We start from the raw sequence: 21,228 nt of genomic DNA on the forward strand, positions 1-21,228 counted from the left end.
CCAGACTCGAGGAACTTAGGCTTGGGCGTCAGCTTCCCCAGCGACGTAGAGCTCATCCACCTGGCGGGTCACATAGCGGGCGGATACGGCCTCGTCATAGACCAGGGTGCCCTCAGGTGTCACAAAGGCGTCTGCCCCAGCGATGGCTTCGATAGCCGCTTGGGCTTCTTCCGCACTGACATCCAGACGCGGCTTGGCAACGGTGATGCGGGTGGATTTTCCTAAACTGTTCTTGAAGTTGAGTTCAAGATTTTGCGTGATTTCTGGCATGCTATATTCCTCCTTCTAAGCTCTTAGGCAAACACATTGGTAACGACTTCGGCAACGGCGAAGATGTCGTAGGCGGACAGGCTGGCGTAGGCGTCTTTGACAGCGGTGGCCTCTTCCGTGGTCACGCCTTCCTTCAAGTTGTTGATATGGATCTTCTTGTCTTTACCTGACTCCTGGTCAAAGCCGATGAGCTGCAGGCGGGCGCTTTCGAATACTTTCATTTTTGTTTCCTCCTTTTTTCTGATGTCATGCATGACACCCTAAGAACGAGAATCGGGCGAAGGATGTCAAGGGCGGAGGATGTCGGCTAGGGGGAGGAGCTTCTCCCGCAGGCGCTTGACCCGGCAGTGGACGGATTGGCGAGAGACGCCGTCAGTTTCTGCGATACTGGCGAGGGAGTGGCCGGCCTGGAGCTGGCGGACAGTCTGGAATTCCTTGGCAGTGAGGATGGTCTTAGCCTGGGAGAGGAAGACCTGGACAGCCAGTGAATGTTGGCGCGGCGCCTCGTCTCGGAGGTAGTGGAGGCCTTCTAAGGAGCTTGTGTCCTGGGGCTTGCGGCGGAGGAGGTCCAGGCAGTACCAGGACAGGGCGCGTTTGAGATAGGCCGTGAAGCGGAAGCGGTCCTGGTCGAGCAGGTCACCGTCAAAAGATGCCGCCACCTTGAGCGCCTTGAGCCGGAGTTCCTGGAGCAGGTCGTCGTAGTCCGCGTGGTGGGGCGCAATGGAGAAGTTGGCGAGCACATGGTGGAAAAGGGGCGTGAACTGGTTGAGAATGGCGGTTGAATTGGTCATGGGGGCTCCTTTCTTGGGTCGGTCAAATTGTAAAAAGTGATGGACTGCTGAGCATGCGTTTCGCTGTTGAAGTTGGTCCTTGAAAAGCCATGGCACCGGTTCGGGCCAAGGTCCCTCACCTAGCAAGCTTCAAAGTTAGAGTGCGACAAAAGTCGGTTAAGCCTGAACCACTGGAGCAAAATCTAGAAGAGCCTTGCTAAAGGCTCGCCTAGATTTTGTGAAGTGGAGTCAGGGTTGACTTTTGGAGCAGGTTTGGGCTAGTAACGGCTAACGCCGACTATCCCTAATTCACATCGCTTGCTTTTTCATGGCTAAGGACCAACTTCAACGCTCCACTCCTGCTCAGAATGGCACTGCCTGATAACAATTTGACCTAGTCACTCAATGGAAAAAACAATGCTATTAAACTCTAACTCTATGATAAGGTCCCTCGCTGGTTTTTGCATTAGGTCTTTTTGTGCAAAAATGCGTCGAAAGTGAGCATAAGGGTGTGAAGGCGCAAGGGCAAGCCCCACTTGAGGAACTTGATTGTGTGTTAGATCCCATTAAGCCACACTCGGAGGGCCAGACTGTGTGCTGGACTTTGGCAACCCTCACTGTCACTTCCTGAGTGTGGCTTGCTGTCGACAAAGCCCCACTCGAAGTCCTCGACTGTGTCTTGGACCAACTCCAATCGCTCAGTATTCCACCGGATCCCGATTTGCATTCACTCTCCTCGAAAACAATTAGCGGCTTCCGATTTGCCTGCAGGATCTCTGAAGACAATTAGCAGCTTCCGATTTGCACATAGGGTCTTCGAAGGCAAATAGCACTTCCCTATGTGCACGCAGGCCTTCCAAAAGCAATTCGCCTCCCCGGATTTTGACCTGTAAAAATTTCCAAATAAAAACAGGTTATCCTGCCGATAACCTGCGCAATATATAATATCTATGTTTCATCAAGGAGACGGCTCTAGCCGAGTGACGGTCGAAAGTCTGTCGATGTATCCAAAGCCAGTTCCTTGGCGTAGGCGTAGATGGTCTCTGGGAAGCTGAGATCAAAGACCGCTTCCGACATGGCCCACAAGGCATAGAGTAAGTGGTTGAGGGGGTGGTAGATCAGGCCTTCGTTGCGGAGCCCCTTGACCAGGAGTCCGAGCTCGCGACTGACCGAGAGCTCCTCCACATAGCGGTAGGAGAGCTCGAGCTTGATTTGAGTCATACGAGACAAGGTGTAGAGCTGGACGAAGGCTTCCCCAATCCGCTTCTCGATAAGGGGGAGGTAGGTCGCCGTCTCCAGGTCATGGAAACATTCCACCAGGCCGAGCGCGAGTTCACTCGTCGTAGGATAGTCCGCCAGAATAATTTCTTCAAGATTTTCGATTTGCGTGATGGTTTGAGCCAAAAGTAAGCGTTCGATAAATTTTTCGCTGTCCACCAAGAAAAGATCTTCAATCATGTGGGGCCTCCTTGTTTTAATTAATTGAATTAATTGGTAACTCCGTATTTAATAGACTCCGTATTTAGTAACTCCGTAGTTAGTAACTAAGTACTTAGTAGCTTGCGATTCTCTACTGACTAGCTTTTCTACTTGTTGAAAATCAAGAAGTAGAGAATCTAGTGACTAGCTTTTCAAGATCAAGACCGACTCGCATTTACTGACCCAAACGGTAGAGGGGCCTTTCGAAGACGACGGTCTCCCAGTACTTAATCCGGCGGCCGGACCGATCGCGAATCGGATTACGTTCAATGTAACCCTGTTGAACCAGCTCTGCCCAGCCCTTGCGAAAAGAACTCGCCCCATCTGTGGTATGGGTTTCGATTTCCTTAAGCTTGATCACCCAATCGTCCGGCAGGGTGAGGAGGTAGGCGAGGATTCCCTTAGCCTTCCAAGAGAGGTCCGAGCGCCGGAGGAAGTCATTGTCCATAACCGTATAATTCTTGACCTTCTCAATCCGCACATAAGAAGTCTGGGGGCTGGGGCATATATGTTTAATCATCGAATGGTCTCCTTTGACTATAGGCTTTGCGTAAATTTTGAATCATTGCGGTCAGGTCGCACTTAGAGCACGTGCTCGCCCCGGCGACTGGTGATGGTGACAACCAGGTCCTCGGCATCTCCCAGGTAGATATAGTCCTTGTCCATCTGGTAGAGATAGCACATTGCTTCAAGAATGTGACAGGGCATTTGGCTGCTGTCCCGCTCATAACGGCGCAAGGTCTGGACGTGGATGCCACAATAATCAGCAACACTCTCTGCAGAAAGCCCGCTATTCACCCGGCAGGCCTTAATGGAAAATTTCATACGACTAAAAACCTCCATCTGATCATAAATTAATATTCAATTGTCAAAATAACAGAAAAATAATGCAAAAATGTTACACAAGTGAGGCCTCAAAATAAATATATCAAACCAGAAATTATTTTCAAGTCATAATAGGGGCAATGTATAAAAAATATAATTTGTGCTCACTTTTTGAGCATGGGGTGTTATTTAGGGGGAGGGACTCCAGTATCGTGTAATAGCTTAGTGAATGAACAATTTATGCTTTAAAACATATGCCTAGCATTCAAAAAATGATGCTTATCGTACGGTTTAGGAGTGTATTTCACTAGTTTGGGAGTCAAAAAGATACAAAGGCTTACAAAAGTGAAGAAAAAGTGAAGATATAGTTGCATTTCTATCAGTAATGTATTACACTACAAAATATACATAAAATTGGTTTAACTGATATTATGGATTCCCCTTCGGACTGAAATCAGCAATATTAGTCATTCAAGATCTTATTCATAGTATAATTTATGAATTAATTATGAATTATTTTATGATTTAGTGTGACTAATGTGTTGGTTTACGTTATAATAGGGGTGTGTAGGGAGAGGAAGAATTCAGCTTTGAATTTCAACTCTACATGATGTAGTTGTTACTAAGCATTTTGACTAAGGTCAAGGAGGAATTATCTATGAAAGACTTGAAAAAAGTTTTATTAACATCAGTTGCTACTACTGCAGCTGCCGGTGCCTTCTTCGCAGCTAACGCTAACGTTGCACAAGCAGCAGGATTAACTCTTGAAGAAGCTCCATTTGGCGCTGGTGGAATTGGCACACGTTTTGAAGAATTCCATAAAGAAGAAGCTCCTAAGGAAGAAACTAAGAAAGAAGAAACTCCTAAGGAAGAAACTAAAAAAGAAGAAAAAGTTGAAATTCCAGCAGATGAAAAAGCTCCATTAAGCAAAGAAGAAGCTCCATTTGCAGGAAAAGAAACTAAGAAACCAGAATTTAATTCAGCAGAAGCACCCTTCGCTGGCCGTACTCAAGGTGAAGAATTCACTAATGCAGAAGCACCATTTAAGAACCGTCAAGAAGGTACTGAATTAAACTCTGCAGAAGATCCATTTGGCGCTACTAAAGTAAACAAAGAAGCACCAACTACTTCATATGAAAACGTACCACACTACTTCGATACCTTACAAGATGCTTTAGGCGCTTATCCTAACGCTAAACCAATGTATGACAACAAGACAGATAAGTATGTTGTTTACTCAGACAAGGGTCAATTAGTTAAATATGAATTCAAATCTGTTGAAGAAGCAGCAGATGCCTTCCCTAATTTAGATCCGCTTGCTGAAAACGGTAAATACTATGTATATACTGACCAAGCACCTAAGTTAAAATATGTGTTCGATACTCGTGAAGAAGCATTCAACGCTTTTCAAGATATCGCACCAATGTTCGAAAACGGCAAATATGTTGTTTACACACAAGAATCACCAAAAGTTCGCTATGAGTTCAAGACTGTTGATGAAGCATTAGCTGCATTCCCAGGCTCAAACCCAATGGCTGACGGTGACATCTATGTTGTTTACACTAACATGAAACCTGTAGCTGGTACTGTTGCTGAAATCGTTCCAGGTAAAGTTGTTAAACCAACTGCATTAAATCCTGAAACTGGCAAGCCTTTAAACCAAGCTGCTGCAGCTCAACAAGATCCTAAGGCTGAAGGTGAAAAACCAGCAGACCAAAAAGATTCTAAAGTAGAAGGCCAAAAAGCTGGCGACAAGAAAGCTGCAGACAAAGTTGCTGCAGATAAGAAAGTAGCTGCTAAGAAAGCTGACGCAGTTAAAGCTAACAATAAGAAAGAAGCTGCTAAGAAAGCTAAATCTACCTTACCTAAGACTGGTGCGGTAGCTTCTGCAGCTCCTGCTGTATTAGGTTTAGCACTAGCTTCTGTTGGTACTGCATTCGCATTCGGTAAGAAGAAAGAAGATAAATAAGTTTCTTTCTAAAATTGAATAAGAAGCGAAACCACCCTAGCATTAGCATTATATGATCGAACGAGATAGGCAATTGCTACGGTAATTGCCTTTTTTCTCTTTTGCTGTTAAAATATAGACCGAGCTAGGTACTGGCAAGCCATATTTTCGGTCTTGCCGAAAAAATTAAAAGGAGGATGTCTATAATGAACTTCAAAAAAGTTTTATTAGGCTCTATTGCGACTACCGCTGCTGCGGGGACACTTTTTGCAAGTCAATTACAAGTTGCAGAAGCTGCAGCTTATGAAACACCAGTTGATGAAAATGGTAATGTTATTCTTGGAGGGGCTCCTGATGTTAACCCAGCTGATAAATCAGCAACACCAGGCGGATCCAACCAATTTGAATTATCATTAGATGAAAACGGTGTACCTACAACTGTTTCAAATAATCAAGAAGCTAAGCCTAAATCTGTTCAAGATCTTAAAGAACAAAATTTAAACGAAGGCTTTAAGACAAAAACAGAAGCAGAAGAAGCTGCTAAGAAAGTCCTTAAAGAAGATAAAGTGAACAAATCATTCACTGTTTCTCAAGGTGCAAATAGTAACTATTACTTCTCATTAAGCCCAAATGAACCTGCTAAGAAAGCGGACACTAAAGACAACCAAGCAAGTGTTGAAGCATTAAAAGAACAAAATGCAGGTGAAGGCTTCGCAACTAAGGCAGAAGCAGAAGAAGCTGCCAAGAAAGTTCTTGCAGAAGATGAAGTAAACAAATCATTCACTGTTTCTCAAGGGGCAAATAGTAATTACTATTTCGTCTTAAGCCCAAATGAAGCAGAAGCAGCAGATACTGAAAAATCAGAAGTAACTGTTGAAGATCTTAAAGAACAAAATGCAGGTGAAGGCTTTGCAACTAAGGCAGAAGCAGAAGAAGCTGCCAAGAAAGTTCTTGCAGAAGATAAAGTAAACAAATCATTCACTGTTTCTCAAGGAGCAAATAGTAATTACTATTTCTTATTAAGCCCAAATGAAGCAGAAAAAGCTGGCCAAGAAGATAAGAAAGACAGCCAATCCGAAGATAAAAAAGATACCAAATCTGAAACTGTTAAAGAACTTGAAGAGCAAAACTTAAACGACGGCTTTAAGACAAAAGAAGAAGCAGAAGAAGCTGCTAAGAAAGTTCTTGCAGAAGATAAGATTAATAAGTCTTTCACTGTTTCTCAAGGGGCAAATGATAATTACTATTACTTATTAAGCCCAAATGAAGCAGAAAAAGCTGGTCAAGAAGATAAGAAAGATAACAAATCTGAAGATAAGAAGGGTAATAAGTCCGAAGATAACAAATCTGGCGACAAGAAAAATACCAAAGGCGAAGACAAAGACAAAAAATCAGATAAAGAAGTTGCAGCTGATAAGAAAGTAGCGGCTAAGAAATCTGACGCCGTTAAAGCTAACGGTAAGAAAGAAGCGGCTAAAAAAGCAAAAACTACTTTACCTAAGACTGGTGCCGTAGCTTCTGCAGCTCCTGCTGTATTAGGCTTGGCTTTAGCTTCAGTTGGTACTGCCTTCGCATTCGGTAAGAAGAAAGAAGACAAATAAGTCTCTCCCTTTTAAGTCGAATGGCACTTAGCTAAATATGATCGAACGAGATAGGCAAGAGCTCAGGCTCTTGCCTTTTTGTGCAGCTATAAAGAAAAAAATGACAAGTGGATAAATAGTGTCAAATCAGGCTTTCCGGCAAATGTGAATTTTCTAAGAAGATTTTTCTTTTGCTGAGAATAGACAATGGGGTATGATTTGAGTTAGGTATAGACGGGCTTTTTTCCGATTTTACCGAATAAAAATTTTATCTTTCGAGAGGATGTCGAACTATGAACTTCAAAAAAGTTTTATTAACATCAGTCGCTACTACCGCTGCCGCAGGGGCATTATTTGCAACTAGCTTACAAGTTGCTGAAGCTGCTCCAGCTTACACTGCTCCAGTTGACAAAGACGGTAACATCATTCTTGGTGGCAACGCAGACGTTAACCCAGTAGATACTAACGCTGACAAGCCAGCAGATACTCCTGCAGACAAACCAGCAGATAAACCTGCTGCAACTCCTGATGCTTCAAACCAATTCAAAAAATCTGTAGACGCTGATGGCGTTCCTACAAGTGTATCTGGTAAACCAGCTGTAGAACAAAAAGAAGAAGTTAAAGCTGAAGATCCTAACTATTCACCATACGAATATGAAGCAGAAACTAAAGAAAAAGCTATCGAAATTGGTCAAGCAATGTTAGACCGTTCTAAATTAGAAGGTACTGCATTAGCACAAGTTAACAACCATGTTGATGCTGTTCAAACTGCTTCAGGTAAATGGACCCCAACTTTCAGCTTCGTAGAAAAAGCTGCTAAAGAAGACAAAAAAGCAGAAGCTAAGAAAGAAGATAAGAAAGCAGATCCTAAGAAGGACGTTAAAGTAGAAGATAAAAAAGCTGCCGACAAGAAAGCTGCTGGCGCCAAAGCTGACGCTAAGAAAGCCGCTGACAAGAAAGTAGCTGCTAAGAAAGCTGACGCTGTTAAGGCTAACGGTAAGAAAGAAGCAGCTAAGAAAGCTAAATCTACCTTACCTAAGACTGGTGCCGTAGCTTCTGCAGCTCCTGCTGTATTAGGCTTAGCCTTAGCTTCAGTTGGTACTGCTTTCGCATTCGGTAAGAAGAAAGAAGACAAATAAGTCTTTCCCTTTTAAATTGAATGACACCTAGTTAAATATGATCGAATGAGATAGGCAAGGGCTTGGGCTCTTGCCTTTTTTTGTGGCTTTAGGTGGAAAAGGGGGAGTTGGGGCTCGGCGCCGGTAGCGATAGGCTCTGTTTGCAAGCTAGCACTAGTCATTTTTTCTAATCGATAGAAAAAAATTAGCTAAGTGTGTTGACAAGTATATTATGATATACTAATATACTAATATGCCCAGGAAGGAGAAAGCAAATGGAAGTAAAAACTGATGCCCATAAGGCTTATATGATCCAGAAAGCTCAATTAATCAAGGCTATGGCACATCCCATACGCTTGTGTGTCTTGGATGAGTTGATCCAGAATGGTGAGAAGAATGTTAGTCAGATCAATGATTGCATGGGGGTTAGCCAGTCTAATCTCTCTCAACATTTGTCTAAATTAAGAGACCTTGGAATTGTTGAGTCAACGAAGCTGGGCAACCAAATTTATTACCGTTGTGAACGGGAAGATGTTATTGCAATCGTGAATGTGATTATGAGAGGTGAAAGATAAGTATGAAAATTATTGTAGTTGGTGGTGTTGCGGGTGGCGCAACAGCTATTGCTAGATTGAGACGTTTAGATGAGAATGCGGAGATTATTCTCTTAGAGAAGGGCAAGTATGTGAGCTTTGCGAATTGCGGTCTGCCATATTATATTGGCGGTGCCATTGCCCAGCGCGATGCTTTATTCGTCTCCAGCAAGGAATCGATCGAAGAGAAGTACAACATCGATGTACGCACAGAGAATGAAGCGACCCATATTGATAAAGACCGACAAATGCTTACGATCCTTGACCATCAAACAGGGGAAACTTATGAAGAATCTTATGATAAACTCTTATTATCAACAGGCTCTAATCCCTTCATTCCGCCGATTGAAGGCTTAGACCATGAGAATGTCTTCACGCTTTGGACGGTTCCGGATGTGGACAAAATTGATGCCTATATTGAGAAGGCAGCCCCCAAGCGCGCGCTGGTTGTTGGCGGTGGCTTTATCGGCCTAGAAATGGCAGAAAACCTCGTTGATCGCGGTTTAGAGGTGACTCTAGTAGAGATGGCTGACCAAGTGATGCCACCTCTCGATAAGGATATGGCTGTTCTTGTTGAGAATCATTTGAAAGAGAAAGGCATCCAGCTTGTTCTTGGCGAAGGCTTCGAAGGGCTGACTGCTGACGGCAAAGAAGCTAAGCTCCAATCAGGGCAAACGCTCGAAACGGACATGGTCCTCCTATCAATTGGCGTTCGTCCGAATAGCGAATTAGCTAAGGATGCCGGTCTCGACCTGAATGAGCGTGGCGGCATTCGTGTGGATGAATATGGTCAGACTTCAGATGCCAATATTTATGCTGTTGGGGATGCGGTTGGAGTTCGCGACTATGTCTTAGGCAATGAAAGCATGGTTCCTTTAGCTGGCCCCGCCAATAAGCAAGGCCGGTCTGTTGCTTCGAACATTTTAGGTTTAGAAGCCAAAGCTTATCCTGGCACCATGGGGACTTCCGTGGCTAAGGTCTTTGACTTAACCGTGGCTTCTGTCGGAGCGAATGAAAAGACCTTAAAGAAACAAGGCTGGACCTATGAGGAAGACTATTTCATCGCCTTAGTCCACCCTATGTCCCATGCCGGCTATTATCCTGGAGCGACCCCAATGACCCTTAAGCTTGTTTTTGCTAAGGATGGTAAGGTCTTAGGGGCTCAGGCGGTTGGTTTTGAAGGGGTCGATAAACGGATTGACACCATTGCAACCAGCATCCACTTCAAGGGGTCAGTTTATGACTTAGCTGACTTAGAATTGGCCTATGCCCCACCTTATTCTAGTGCTAAGGATCCGGTCAACTTCGCAGGTTATGTGGCAAGCAATATCTTGGAAGGTTTAACGGACCCGGTTCGTTTTGAAGAAGTGGCTGCCCATCCGGATGACTACACAGTGCTCGATGTCCGGGAAAATGTCGAACAGATAGCCGGTATGGTTGGCCAAGCCAAGTCCATGCCCCTGACCCAACTTCGGAATCGTCTAGATGAGCTTGATAAGGACAAACAGTACGCGGTCTACTGTGCGGTCGGCGTTCGTGGCTATATCTCAGAACGCATACTTAAGCAGAATGGCTTCAAGGTCCGCAATATAATTGGCGGTTATCGCACCTACCAAGACACCCAAGATGACGAGTCAGCTGATGATCAAGATCGTAAGGGAGTTTCCCAAGAAGAGGCCGCTGACCAAGCTGAGGAGGTGGTTGACCCAAAGCCAGCCGCTGACCAGCATGTAGAGGTCCTCGATGTCTGTGGTCTCTCCTGCCCTGGGCCCATTGTCCAAGTCTCTTCTAAGATGGAAGCCCTCAAAGATGGCGATATTCTCGATGTCACGGCTACTGACCCCGGCTTTGCCAAGGATATCAAGTCTTGGGCCAATAATACTGGGCACACCTTGCTTGATTCAGGCTCTTCTAAGGGCCAGTACACGGCGAAGTTGCAGAAGAATGGTGCTAAGCTAGACCCAGTAGAAACGAGCTCAGCAAGCCCAGCCAATCCTGTCAAAAAAGAGAAAACCATGATCATCTTTGACGGTGACTTGGATAAGGCGATTGCTTCCTTCATCATCGCTACAGGGGCAGCAGCTATGGGTAACCAAGTCAATATGTTCTTCACCTTCTGGGGCTTATCTATCCTGCGTAAGGAAGATGCGCCTAAGGTAGAGAAAGACTTCATGTCACGCATGTTCTCCAAGATGATGCCTTCCTCTTCTAAGAAGCTGAAACTCTCACAAATGAACTTCGGCGGCGCGGGCGCCAAGATGATCCGTGGTGTCATGGATAAGAAGGGTGTGAGTTCCCTGGAAGAGTTGATCCAGCAAGCACAAGACATGGGCGTCAAACTCACCGCCTGCCAGATGTCCATGGATGTCATGGGATTAACCAAGGAAGAATTAATCGATGGCGTAGAAGTTGGCGGTGTTGCCTCGATGTTGGAAGACAATGATAATTCCAATATGAACCTCTTTATCTAGAATCTAGAAAAAGCAGGAAGCTCAGTTGAAGAACTGGGCCTCCTGTTTTTTTGGATTGTGGGGGAGCTTTTGGTCCGGCGAGCCACAGTTTGGCGGTTTAATTGTGGATAGGGGTGTGCCAATCCCCACTTAGCGGCCAATATTGTGTGTTGGGGCTCCAGCTCTTATCTTTTTTTGTGAATTTGGGTGGAAGGAGGAGGGGTTGGGCTTTGGCAGTGGTGGTGTACTTGCAAAGGAGGGGCTTATTCGCAAGTTGGTGGCGCTCTACTTGCAAAGGGAGGTCTCATTAGCAAGTAGCCAGTGTTCTACTTGCGAACGGAGCTCTCATTAGCAAGTAGCCCCAATCCTACTTGCAAACCCAGCCTCCATTCGCAAGTTGCCCATCTAAATCTCCCTTCCCTATAAGGAAAAAGCTAGCAAGGCAGGGCCGCCTTGCTAGCTTGTTAATCAGTAGATTTTATTTTGAATGCAGTCTGCTCGAATTTTTATTGATATCTTGGAAATAATCGCACAATAAGCATAGGTCTACTAATTATCTTCGAGCAGGAGTGGAGCTCGAGTTTGATCGTTAGCCATGACCAAGCAAACGAAGCGAATTAGGGAGAGTTGGTGCAAGCCTTACTCTCCGTTTGAGTCTCGTTAGGTGAGAGACCGAGGCTCGAGCCGGTGCCATGGCTTTTTAACGATCAAACTCGAAGCGCAACGCATGCTCGCAAGCAGCATTGGATGATCATTGTTATTTCTTCAGCTCTTTAATGGTATCAATAAAGCCCTTAAAGAAGTCCTCAGAGGGTCCGTGGGCGTGGTGCCATTCGGGGTGGAATTGGACGCCGACTGCGAAGTGGTCGTCGTCTTTGGCTTCGATGGCTTCGACGACGCCGTCTGGGCTCCAGGCGGTGGCTTGGAGGGCGTCGGCGACTTTTTTGACGCCTTGGTGGTGGTAGGAGTTGACCAGGTCGCCGTCGAAGTAGGATTGGCTGATCCAGGAGTTGGCCTTGACGCGGATGCTGTGGGTGGCGATGTTGGTGGCCGACTTTTGCACGTGCTGGATGCGGACGTCGGGGTTCTCGCTCAGGTCCTGGTAGAGGGACCCGCCCAGGCTGACATTCATGAGCTGCATGCCCCGGCAGACGCCAAGGATAGGCAGTTTACGCTTCCAGGCTGAGTGGAAGACCGCCATCTCGAAGATATCCCGCTCATGGGAGATGTTCTGGAGCTTGAAGCCCGGTTCCTCGCCGTAGAGGTGGGGCGACAGGTCCTGGCCGCCCGTGAAGATGACGGCATCGACCAGGTCCAGGTAATATTCCGTTTCCGCTTTTTGGGTCAGGGGGAAGAAGATCGGCGTCCCGCCAGCCTTGATCAAGCCCTTGGGAAAGCCCTCATGTGTATAAAAAATCGGCAGGCCGGTGTAGTGCTCGTCATCACTCGTCAGCCGGTTCATTGGGATGCCAATGATAGGTTTGGACATGTGTCGTCATCCTTTCCAAATGAAAAACAGTTGTGGCTTATTATATGATTAAATGAGCGAAAATTCAAGCTAGGCCGCTTTACGCCGGGGCGTTTTTCGGTTAGAATTTGAAGGAGACTGATTGATTCAAAAGGGGGAATTTTGACATGCGAGTGATTGCAGGGGAAATGGGTGGCCAACGACTCAAGGCGGTACCGGGCAAGAACACCCGTCCGACAACGGATAAGATCAAGGAATCTATGTTCAACCGCATCGGGCCATATTTCGATGGCGGAATTGGACTGGACTTCTACGCAGGCTCGGGGGCCCTTGGTATCGAGGCCCTATCACGGGGGATCGAAAAAATCTATGCCTTCGAGAACAATCGCAAGGCCCAAGCGACCATCCGGGATAATGTTGAAACCCTCCGCCTGACCGACCGCTATGAACTCCTGCGCGGAGACAACCGGCACGGGCTCAAGAACCTGTTGGCTCGGGAAAAAGGCCTCCAGTTCGACCTGGTCCTCCTCGACCCACCCTATGAGGGTCAAAAATTACTGGAAATCCTAGAAGAATTCCAAGAGCTGGACTGCCTCGCCGACGACGCCATCATCCTCTGCGAACTGGGCAAGGAAGACGACCTGCCGGAAGTCATCGGACAATTGGAGCGCTGGCAGGATGTCACCATGGGGATCACCCGGCTGGTCACTTACCGCTATAGAGTGTAGGGTTGAAATGGATGAAAATGGATGGTGCTGATGAGCATTCGTTCCGCTTCGGTGTAAAATTAATGGGATGAACGGTGAGCATGTGTTCCGCTTCGCTGCAAAATTAATGAGCTTACCGCGTTAAGATAGTACCATTCATTGTTAATTTAATAATTGTAGAAGATAGCAAAAGGCTTGGGATCCCTATCCCAGCCTTTTTTGCTGTCAACTCGTCGAAGTTGAAAATTAGCAGGCTTGAATTTTTGGGCTTGAAGGTCCTAACTTTCAAACAAGGCTCGTGTTTAAAACTATCCATTTCCAATACGGCGAAAATGATGTAAGTAGAAATTTCCAAGCCAGCGGAAGTTTTGTTTTTTCTTCCTCTTCCAAAAGAATCCATCATTGATTTTATTGCATAATATAAATAACTTTTAGTATTCATGTGGTGAGCAGGAGTGGAGCTCGAGTTTGATAGTTAGCCATGAATAAGCAAGCGATGTGAATTAGGGATAGTCGGCGCAAGCCGTTACTAGCCCAAACCTGCTCCAAAAGTCAACCCTGACTCCACTTCACAAAATCTAGAAGAGCCTTGCTAAAGGCTCGCCTAGATTTTGCTCCAGTGGTTCAGACTTAACCGACTTTTGTCGCACTCTAACTTTGAAGCTCGCTAGGTGAGAGACCTTGGCCCGAACCGGTACTGCTATAGCCGTTGGAGCGTTAGCGACTTACGGATATAGTACAAAACGGCGAAAGCCGTTCTTGGTCCTCCAAGATTTAACGATCAAACTCGAAGCGCAACGCATGCTCACCAGCACAACTTCCATTTACAGAAAAGTTCTTTTAAAAGATTAAAATCACTTGATGAATTTTCCCCCTCCAACGTTTATATATCTATGAGGTGATTAAGATGTGGAATCGTTGGAAAGAATTATCCCTGGAAGCTATCCTGCGCGACTATGGCCGCTACCTACTAGGCGGACTGCTCGGCATTTGCCTCTTGGGCTTTTTCCTGGGGCGTTTTTTGGCAGGCAATGAGGCGGCTGAAGTGGTGGAGGAAGTGCCGGTGGCGGAATCGGTCGATCTGGAGGCGGCCCAGGCAGCTTCCATTCCGGATGAATCGAACGCGGGGAGCTCACAAACGCCTGTCGAAGAAACCCTCTACGTAGACGTCAAGGGCGCGGTCAAGGAACCCAAGCTCTACCAGGTGGAGGCGGGCATGCGGGTCTACGATGCGGTCATGCTGGCGGGCGGCTTCTTGCCCGAAGCGGACCAGGACCAGGTCAACTTCGCCCAGCGCCTGGAGGACCAGATGCTGGTCTATATCCCTAAAGAAGGGGAGGAGGTCCCGGACCACTTAAAGCTGGCGGTCCAGACAGGAGGGGGACAGTCCGGATCCAGCCAGGGGGACCAAGCTCAAACACCCGGCGACCAGGTCAACCTGAACACGGCAGACAGTGCCGAGCTCCAGACCCTGTCCGGGGTGGGGGAGAAGAAGGCGGCGGATATCATTGCCCACCGGGAGGCGAACGGCCCCTTCCAGACGGTGGACGATCTGGCCCAAGTTTCCGGCATCGGCGAGAAGACCCTGGACAAGCTCCGCCCCCACTTGACGGTGGACTAGGATGCTGGACCAGTTAAAATCCTACCATATTGTTAGCTGGGCCCTGGTTGTTTTACTGGCAGCCTGCCTGGTTCTAGCCCCCTCGCTTTGGGCCGGTGCTGGCCTGGTCATCCTGGTGCTTCGACTATTCTCTTTAAAAGAGCCCCGCTATTTTCGAAGCACTCTGGTCCTAGTAGGGGTCTGCTTGGCCTACTTTTCCTGGATACGGGCTGGTCAGGCTTCCCTCTTGGCGGTGGGGGATTTTGAAGGGACGCTGGCCATGGACCTAGCGACCCTACAGGTGGATGGGGACCAGGTCAAATTCCAGGGCGATTTGGTCTTAGAAGAGGGACAGACCGAGCGGATCCAGGCCTTTTACCGCTTGGGATCAGAAGAGGAGAAGGCGACTTTTGAGGGCTTGGACCAGGCCCTGACTTGGCAGGTCAGGGGCGAACTCAGCCGGCCCCAGCCCAACCGCAACCGCTATCTCTTCAACTACCGGGCTTATTTAGAGCGCCAGGGGATTTTTTACCTGGCTGACCTGGAAGACATGCGGCCCGTTTCCGTCCAGGGGGGCTGGCAGGCACGTCTGGCTGAGACCCAGGTCGGAGTCCGCCAAGCTCTAGCCCGGTTGGCCAATGACCAGGTCCGGGCCTATGTCCTGGCCCTCTTTTTTTAACGACAGCCAGTGGATCGACCCGGGGGCCATGGACTCCTACCAGACCATCGGCATGATCCACCTCTTTTCTCTGAGTGGTTTCCATGTGAACTTCCTACTCAAGCACTGCCGCTATGTCTACCTCCGCCTGGGCGGCCTGGTCGATTATTTTGACGGCCTGGCCCTGGTCCTCCTCCTGGTCTACGGGACGCTTTTGGCCTGGCCTTATGGGATGGTCCGGGCCATCGGAGTCTACCTCTACCAGGTCCTCTGCCGGGCTTTGGGACGCCCGCCGTCTAGCCTGGAGGGAACGGCCTGGGCCCTCATCATTTTGCTTTGGCTCAAGCCCTTTGCCCTCTTCTCCCTGGGCTTCCAGCTGTCTTTTGTCCTGGCTACGACCCTCCTTCTTTTGGATGGGGGGATACGCCGTCTGACTTCCCGACCGATTCTCCGCGAGCTGGCCCGGTCCCTGGCCTGCTCCCTGGTCAGCCTGCCCTTCCTCCTGGCCCAGAACCATGTCTTTTCCTGGATCTCGCTGGTGGTGAATTACTTCTACAGCCTCCTCTTTTCAAGTTTCCTTATACCGGTCCTCCTCATCCTCCTGGTTCTCCACGCTCTAGGTCTCGCCAATTTCTTCCTCGGCTTCCAGACGCTCCTGGGCCAGTCCCTCCATCTCCTTGAAAAAATCTCCCTGGCCCTGAGCCAATGGCAGGGGCTGACCTGGGTCACCGGTCACTTGCCAGCCTGGCTCTTCTTTCTCTATAGTCTGGCCTTGTTGGCGGTCTTTGCCAGCCTCCAAGAGGGTCGGATCAGGCGCAAGGCCGGCCTCTCTTTATTGAGCCTGCTCTTAGTCATCTACCTCTGGCCCAATCTCAAGGTCCAGGGACAGGTGTCGGCGCTGGCGATCGGTCAGGGGGACTGCCTCTTGGTCCGCCTGCCCTTTGACCAGGGCAACTACTTGATCGATGCGGGGAGCCAGCCCCAATTTTTTGACCGCGAGCCCTGGCAGGTTCGCCGGCAGACATCTACGGTGGCCAGCCGGGACATCCTGCCAGCGCTCCGGGCGGAAGGGGTCCGCCACTTGAACGGGATCTTTATCAGCCACTCTGACTATGACCACTATGGGTCCTTGGCGGAGATTTGTGAGAAGATACCGGTGGATAAGCTCTACCTACCGATTGGCCTGGCCCAGGATGAGGCGGTCTTGGCGGACTGGCAGGGTTTGACCCGGCAAGGTTGGGTCTGGCTGCGGACCGGCGACCGGCTTCGACTGGGACGCCAGGCGACTTTTGACATCATCCAGCCCGACCAGCTAGGGGAGGGGGACAATGAAGATTCCCTGGTCATCTGGGCGGAGCTCTACGGGCATTCCTTTCTTTTCACCGGAGACACAGAAGGCCAGGCAGAGGAAGCCATGGCCCAGCGTGTCCAGGGGCGGGACCTGGACTATCTCAAGGTCGCCCACCATGGCTCGGACCATTCCTCACCGGCTGACGTCTTGGCTAAATTACAGCCCCGGCATGCGGTGATTTCGGTGGGCCAGAACAACCGCTACGGCCATCCCAGCCCCCGGGTCCTGGCCGACTTGGAAACGGTGGGCAGTCAGGTCTGGCGGACGGACCAAATGGGGGGCATCCACTATATTTTTAGCTCAAAATCCGCTACAATAGAAAGGACGATCCAATTAGAAGAAGGGGAATGACGCGTGGAAATTCAAAAACAGCTCCAAAAGATCAAAGCAGGCAAGTGGGACCCGGTCTACCTCCTGCTCGGCCAGGAAAATTATTTGGTGGACCGCTTTCGTGAAACCCTGGTTGATTCGGTCCTCGCTGGGGACGTCAATGCCTTTAACTTTGTCCACTTCGACCTCCAAGAACAGGCCTTGTCGGACGCCATGCTGGAAGCCAATACTATTTCCTTTTTCCAAGAGACGCGGATTATCTGGCTCAGCCACCCCAGCTTTTTGACCGGGGACAAGAGCAAGGGGGCGGTCAAGCAGGACCCGGACGAGCTCCTGGCCTACCTGGACCATCCCGCTGAAGAAGTCGTTCTCGTGATTGAGGCCCCCTATGAGAAACTGGACAACCGCAAGAAGGTCGTGAAAGAATTGAAAAAAGCAGCCAGCCTGGTGGATGTGGGCGAGATGAAACCCGACCAGGTGGCCCGCTATCTGGAGGGCTATGTCTCCCAGCTGGACCAGGCCATGGACCGGGATGCCGTCAAGCTCTTCCTCGAGCGGACCGATTATAAGCTCAGCCGGACCATGGATGAGATGGCTAAGCTCCAGCTCTTCACAGCTGACGCGGACCGGATCACCGCCCAGGATGTCCGCCTCCTGGTTGAACCTTCCATTGATGACGACATCTTTCATTTGACCGACTACCTGATGCGCGGCCAAGCGGAAGCGGCACTCAGCCTCTACCGTAACTTGATCGCTGACAAGCAGTCGCCCATCGCCATCCTGGCCCTCCTCATGTCCAACTTCCGTTTATATTGCCAGATCAACCAATTCCAGTGCATGGGCTACGACCAGGGCTCCATGGCCAAGGCCCTGTCTGCCCACCCCTACCGGATCAAGATGGCCGGCAAACAAGCCGCCGCCTACCCCGGCGACCGCCTGATCCAAGCCTACCTGGCCCTGGTCGACCTCGACTACCGGATCAAAACTGGCCGGGTCGACCAAGACCTCGGCATCGAATGGTTTATCCTGCGCTTTTGCGGCTAATAATGAAAAACACCGCGCTAACTTTCTCGCTGGAGAGGGGGGAAGTTAGCGCGGTGTTTTGTGTTTACAAATTGTGCGGGTAGGGATGCCGTTCGCAAGTCGCCAATTTGCATTCGCGAGCCCCAAAAGTAGATAGCAGCTCACTAGCACGGTCCCTGCACAACTACCAATAAACATTCAAGGCCCAAATTCAAAAGCATAAGCTATACTCACAGCGCAGTCCTTATACAAATGATTTTTTACTAGCTCATAATTACAAATTGCAATAAATAACCATTAAGAAATATTTTGCTATTCACTCATGAGCAGGAGTGGAGCGTTGATCTTGGTCGTTAGCCACGTATAAGCAAGTGAAGCGAATTACGGATCGTAGGCGAAAGCCGTACGAGCCGTTTGAGAATCGCTAGGCGAGAGACCTTGGCTCGAGCCGGTGCCGTGGCTGTATAACGGACCAAGATCAACGCGGAACGGATGCTCATCAACGCGATATGGAGGGAAACAAAAAAACAGCCGATCATTCCGATCGGCTAGTTTCATCAAATCATTATTTGTTTAATTTTTTAGCGAGACGTGATTTTTCACGAGCTGCTTTGTTGCTGTGAATTAAGTTCTTGCCAGCTGCTTGGTCAAGTTCTTTTGAAGCTTGAACGAATAAGTCTTGGGCGTTGTCGGCACCAGCTTCAGCAGCTTGTTCGAATTTCTTCATCGCTGTACGCATCTTGCTTAATTTTTGACCGTTTTGAGCAGTACGTTTTTCTTCTTGGCGTACACGCTTGATTGCTGATTGAATTTGTGGCATGAGAGCACCTCTTTCTGTGATAGATTTCAAGTGATGAGTCACTAACAGAAATATTATATCGAATATTTTCACCAGATGCAAGGGGAAAAGAAATTTATCCTGGTCCGCCAAAGTGGCCCCACACAGCTTAAAATGATAGAATAGGGGGGGAATGGAGTGGATCGTGCATGGATAATAAAACACAAATGTTGGATCAAAAATTTGACCTGGTGGCCCCCTATGAACCGAACGGGGACCAACCAGAAGCTATTAAGCAACTAGTTGCCGGGGTGGAAAATGGCGACCAGGCCCAAGTCCTCTTAGGGGGGACAGGGACTGGGAAGACCTTCACCATGGCCAATGTGATTGCCCAAACCAACCGGCCCACCCTGGTTTTGGCCCACAATAAGACCCTGGCTGGCCAGCTCTACGGGGAGTTGAAGGAATTTTTCCCCAACAATGCCGTGGAATATTTTGTCTCTTACTATGACTACTACCAGCCGGAAGCCTATGTGCCGTCTAGCGACTCTTATATCGAAAAGTCGGCCTCGGTCAATGATGAGATCGACAAGCTCCGCCACTCGGCCACCTCAGCTCTCTTGGAGCGGCGCGATGTGGTGATTGTGGCCTCGGTGTCTTGTATCTATGGTTTGGTGAATCCGGAAGAATACCGGGACCATGTGCTCTCTATCCGGGAGGGCCAGGAAATCGACCGCAATGACTTCATGCGCCAGCTGGTCGATATGCAGTTTGAGCGCAATGATTTTGACTTCCAGCGGGGGACCTTCCGGGTGCGCGGGGATGTGGTGGAGGTCTTCCTGGCCTCCCGCGATTCTTCGGCCATCCGGGTGGAGTTCTTCGGTGATGAGATCGACCGGATCCGTGAGGTGGATGTCTTGACCGGCGAAGTAAAAAATGATGTCAAGCACTATCCCATCTTCCCAGCGACCCACTTCGTCGCTAACCAGGAACAGATCCTCCGCGCCGTGCAGACCATTGAGGCAGAACTTGATGAGCGGCTTAAGGAATTGGAAGCGGACAATAAGCTCTTGGAGGCCCAGCGCCTGGAGCAGCGGACCCGCTATGATATTGAGATGCTCCTGGAGATGGGCTATTGTAATGGGATTGAGAACTATTCCCGGCACATGGATGGCCGCCAGCCGGGCGAGGCGCCCTATACCTTGCTGGACTTTTTCCCGGACGACTGGTTGCTCATGGTGGACGAGTCCCATATGACCATGCCCCAGGTGCGCGGGATGTACAATGGGGACCGGGCCCGCAAGCAGCAACTGATTGACTATGGTTTCCGCCTGCCCAGTGCCCTGGACAACCGGCCCCTCAAGCTGGAGGAATTCGAGAAGAAGGTCAACCAGGCCATCTATGTGTCCGCGACACCGGGCGACTATGAAGTGGACCTGGCGGATGGTGAAGTGGTCGAACAGATCATCCGACCCACCGGCCTGCTCGATCCTCAAGTTGAAGTCCGTCCGATCAAGGGACAGATCGATGACCTGGTCAGCGAGATCAACGAACGGGTGGACAAGGAAGAGCGGGTCTTTATCACGACTCTGACCAAGCAGATGTCCGAAGACCTGACCGACTACCTGGAAGAGATCGGCATCCGGGTCAAGTACCTCCACTCGGATATCAAGACCCTGGAGCGGACGGAGATTATCCGCGACCTGCGCCTGGGTGTCTTCGATGTCCTGGTCGGGATCAACCTCTTGCGGGAGGGGATCGACGTGCCGGAAGTCTCCCTGGTGGCCATCCTGGACGCGGACAAGGAAGGCTTCCTGCGTAACGAGCGCTCGCTTATCCAGACCATTGGCCGGGCGGCGCGGAACAGCTCGGGTCATGTGATCATGTACGCCGACCACATCACCGGTTCCATGCGCTATGCCATGGACGAAACGGCCCGCCGGCGGAAAATCCAGCAGGCCTACAACAAGGAGCACGGCATCACCCCGCAAACCATCAAGAAGGACATCCACGATTCCATCCGCATTACCTCGGACGTCAACCTGGCCGAAGAATCCGAATCCCTCACCGAAAGCATCCGCGCCCTCAAGCGCAATGAGAAAGAAGAAGCCCTCCACAACCTGGAAATGGAAATGCGACAAGCGGCCAAGGACCTGGAGTTCGAACGCGCCGCAGAGCTGCGTGATGTTTTGATGGAATTGAAGGCTGAGTTTAAGATTAAATAAGGGTGTGAGCAAAGGCGTTTAGAAGCTTACCACTGGAGCACGAACGAAAAAGGGC

Annotated in this window: 18 protein-coding genes and 1 pseudogene; 11 read left to right on the top strand and 8 right to left on the bottom strand. The window is 49.3% G+C overall.

Going from position 1 to position 21,228, the window contains the following annotated elements:
* Positions 1-15: 15 nt before the first annotated feature.
* The 6 genes from QP339_RS01740 to QP339_RS01765 all read right to left on the bottom strand — a co-directional run bounded on the left by QP339_RS01740 (position 16) and on the right by QP339_RS01765 (position 3,344).
* Positions 16-270: a DUF2922 domain-containing protein gene (locus QP339_RS01740; protein ID WP_284910150.1), complete on the bottom strand. Its 255-nt coding sequence runs from the start codon at positions 268-270 to the stop codon at positions 16-18.
* 23 nt (positions 271-293) lie between these two features.
* The gene (locus QP339_RS01745) at positions 294-491 is read right to left on the bottom strand and encodes a DUF1659 domain-containing protein (protein WP_070619431.1); all 198 of its coding nucleotides are present in this window, start codon (positions 489-491) and stop codon (positions 294-296) included.
* 66 nt (positions 492-557) lie between these two features.
* Positions 558-1,061 (bottom strand): sigma-70 family RNA polymerase sigma factor, encoded by a 504-nt coding sequence (locus QP339_RS01750; protein WP_284910151.1) that lies wholly within the window; start codon positions 1,059-1,061, stop codon positions 558-560.
* A gap of 951 nt (positions 1,062-2,012) precedes the next feature.
* Positions 2,013-2,498, bottom strand: a complete 486-nt coding sequence (locus QP339_RS01755; RefSeq protein ID WP_070619422.1) for a hypothetical protein — start codon at positions 2,496-2,498, stop codon at positions 2,013-2,015.
* Between the two features lie 196 nt (positions 2,499-2,694).
* Entirely contained in the window at positions 2,695-3,039 is a 345-nt protein-coding gene (locus QP339_RS01760; protein ID WP_284910153.1) for a helix-turn-helix domain-containing protein, read from the bottom strand.
* A 62-nt stretch (positions 3,040-3,101) separates the two neighbouring features.
* The gene (locus tag QP339_RS01765) at positions 3,102-3,344 is read right to left on the bottom strand and encodes a helix-turn-helix domain-containing protein (protein WP_284910154.1); all 243 of its coding nucleotides are present in this window, start codon (positions 3,342-3,344) and stop codon (positions 3,102-3,104) included.
* Between the two features lie 658 nt (positions 3,345-4,002).
* On the opposite strand from QP339_RS01765, the gene QP339_RS01770 reads away from it, so the two are divergent.
* From QP339_RS01770 to QP339_RS01790, 5 genes are all read left to right on the top strand, one after another.
* On the top strand, positions 4,003-5,313 hold the full coding sequence (locus QP339_RS01770) for an LPXTG cell wall anchor domain-containing protein (RefSeq protein WP_284910155.1): 1,311 nt from the start codon (positions 4,003-4,005) through the stop codon (positions 5,311-5,313).
* Between the two features lie 185 nt (positions 5,314-5,498).
* Positions 5,499-6,893, top strand: coding sequence for a DUF5633 domain-containing protein (locus QP339_RS01775; RefSeq protein ID WP_284910156.1), 1,395 nt, complete (start codon positions 5,499-5,501; stop codon positions 6,891-6,893).
* A 272-nt stretch (positions 6,894-7,165) separates the two neighbouring features.
* On the top strand, positions 7,166-8,011 hold the full coding sequence (locus tag QP339_RS01780) for an LPXTG cell wall anchor domain-containing protein (protein ID WP_284910157.1): 846 nt from the start codon (positions 7,166-7,168) through the stop codon (positions 8,009-8,011).
* A 254-nt stretch (positions 8,012-8,265) separates the two neighbouring features.
* A complete protein-coding gene (locus QP339_RS01785; protein WP_070619403.1) occupies positions 8,266-8,565 on the top strand; it encodes an ArsR/SmtB family transcription factor in 300 nt (99 codons plus the stop codon).
* Positions 8,566-8,567: 2 nt separating this feature from the next.
* On the top strand, positions 8,568-11,054 hold the full coding sequence (locus QP339_RS01790; RefSeq protein WP_284910158.1) for an FAD-dependent oxidoreductase: 2,487 nt from the start codon (positions 8,568-8,570) through the stop codon (positions 11,052-11,054).
* Positions 11,055-11,790: 736 nt separating this feature from the next.
* Here QP339_RS01790 and QP339_RS01795 read toward each other — a convergent pair.
* Entirely contained in the window at positions 11,791-12,522 is a 732-nt protein-coding gene (locus QP339_RS01795) for a gamma-glutamyl-gamma-aminobutyrate hydrolase family protein (protein ID WP_284910159.1), read from the bottom strand.
* A 143-nt stretch (positions 12,523-12,665) separates the two neighbouring features.
* Between QP339_RS01795 and rsmD the strand changes: the two are divergent.
* The 5 genes and pseudogenes from rsmD to holA form a co-directional block, all read left to right on the top strand.
* Positions 12,666-13,229, top strand: a pseudogene (gene rsmD / locus QP339_RS01800) (16S rRNA (guanine(966)-N(2))-methyltransferase RsmD); the annotation flags it as partial.
* Between the two features lie 886 nt (positions 13,230-14,115).
* The gene (locus tag QP339_RS01805; protein ID WP_284910161.1) at positions 14,116-14,829 is read left to right on the top strand and encodes a helix-hairpin-helix domain-containing protein; all 714 of its coding nucleotides are present in this window, start codon (positions 14,116-14,118) and stop codon (positions 14,827-14,829) included.
* A 1-nt stretch (position 14,830) separates the two neighbouring features.
* Entirely contained in the window at positions 14,831-15,487 is a 657-nt protein-coding gene (locus tag QP339_RS01810; RefSeq protein ID WP_284910163.1) for a DUF4131 domain-containing protein, read from the top strand.
* Entirely contained in the window at positions 15,465-17,168 is a 1,704-nt protein-coding gene (locus QP339_RS01815) for a DNA internalization-related competence protein ComEC/Rec2 (RefSeq protein WP_284910164.1), read from the top strand. Before QP339_RS01810 ends, QP339_RS01815 begins: the two co-directional genes overlap by 23 nt.
* A 3-nt stretch (positions 17,169-17,171) precedes the next feature.
* Complete coding sequence (holA, locus tag QP339_RS01820; protein ID WP_284910165.1) at positions 17,172-18,191, top strand: DNA polymerase III subunit delta; 1,020 nt, start codon at positions 17,172-17,174, stop codon at positions 18,189-18,191.
* A 544-nt stretch (positions 18,192-18,735) separates the two neighbouring features.
* On the opposite strand, the gene rpsT is transcribed toward holA, so the two are convergent.
* Positions 18,736-18,990 carry a 30S ribosomal protein S20 gene (gene rpsT / locus QP339_RS01825; protein WP_070619377.1) on the bottom strand — a complete coding sequence of 85 codons (255 nt, stop codon included), beginning with the start codon at positions 18,988-18,990 and terminating at the stop codon, positions 18,736-18,738.
* A 185-nt stretch (positions 18,991-19,175) separates the two neighbouring features.
* On the opposite strand from rpsT, the gene uvrB reads away from it, so the two are divergent.
* Positions 19,176-21,173: an excinuclease ABC subunit UvrB gene (uvrB, locus tag QP339_RS01830; RefSeq protein WP_284910319.1), complete on the top strand. Its 1,998-nt coding sequence runs from the start codon at positions 19,176-19,178 to the stop codon at positions 21,171-21,173.
* Positions 21,174-21,228 lie beyond the last annotated feature (55 nt).

The organism is Aerococcus sp. UMB7834, assembly GCF_030215145.1.
In the GTDB taxonomy this organism is placed as follows: Bacteria; Bacillota; Bacilli; order Lactobacillales; family Aerococcaceae; genus Aerococcus.

Coding starts and splice junctions, on each gene's coding strand:
- QP339_RS01785 (WP_070619403.1), top strand. CDS start 8,266: ATGGAAGTAAAAACTGATGCCCATAAGGCTTATATGATCCAGAAAGCT.
- QP339_RS01810 (WP_284910163.1), top strand. CDS start 14,831: ATGCTGGACCAGTTAAAATCCTACCATATTGTTAGCTGGGCCCTGGTT.
- QP339_RS01770 (WP_284910155.1), top strand. CDS start 4,003: ATGAAAGACTTGAAAAAAGTTTTATTAACATCAGTTGCTACTACTGCA.
- rpsT (WP_070619377.1), bottom strand. CDS start 18,990: ATGCCACAAATTCAATCAGCAATCAAGCGTGTACGCCAAGAAGAAAAA.
- QP339_RS01775 (WP_284910156.1), top strand. CDS start 5,499: ATGAACTTCAAAAAAGTTTTATTAGGCTCTATTGCGACTACCGCTGCT.
- uvrB (WP_284910319.1), top strand. CDS start 19,176: ATGTTGGATCAAAAATTTGACCTGGTGGCCCCCTATGAACCGAACGGG.
- QP339_RS01750 (WP_284910151.1), bottom strand. CDS start 1,061: ATGACCAATTCAACCGCCATTCTCAACCAGTTCACGCCCCTTTTCCAC.
- QP339_RS01805 (WP_284910161.1), top strand. CDS start 14,116: ATGTGGAATCGTTGGAAAGAATTATCCCTGGAAGCTATCCTGCGCGAC.
- QP339_RS01790 (WP_284910158.1), top strand. CDS start 8,568: ATGAAAATTATTGTAGTTGGTGGTGTTGCGGGTGGCGCAACAGCTATT.
- QP339_RS01815 (WP_284910164.1), top strand. CDS start 15,465: ATGTCCTGGCCCTCTTTTTTTAACGACAGCCAGTGGATCGACCCGGGG.
- QP339_RS01755 (WP_070619422.1), bottom strand. CDS start 2,498: ATGATTGAAGATCTTTTCTTGGTGGACAGCGAAAAATTTATCGAACGC.
- QP339_RS01780 (WP_284910157.1), top strand. CDS start 7,166: ATGAACTTCAAAAAAGTTTTATTAACATCAGTCGCTACTACCGCTGCC.
- QP339_RS01740 (WP_284910150.1), bottom strand. CDS start 270: ATGCCAGAAATCACGCAAAATCTTGAACTCAACTTCAAGAACAGTTTA.
- QP339_RS01745 (WP_070619431.1), bottom strand. CDS start 491: ATGAAAGTATTCGAAAGCGCCCGCCTGCAGCTCATCGGCTTTGACCAG.
- QP339_RS01795 (WP_284910159.1), bottom strand. CDS start 12,522: ATGTCCAAACCTATCATTGGCATCCCAATGAACCGGCTGACGAGTGAT.
- QP339_RS01760 (WP_284910153.1), bottom strand. CDS start 3,039: ATGATTAAACATATATGCCCCAGCCCCCAGACTTCTTATGTGCGGATT.
- QP339_RS01765 (WP_284910154.1), bottom strand. CDS start 3,344: ATGAAATTTTCCATTAAGGCCTGCCGGGTGAATAGCGGGCTTTCTGCA.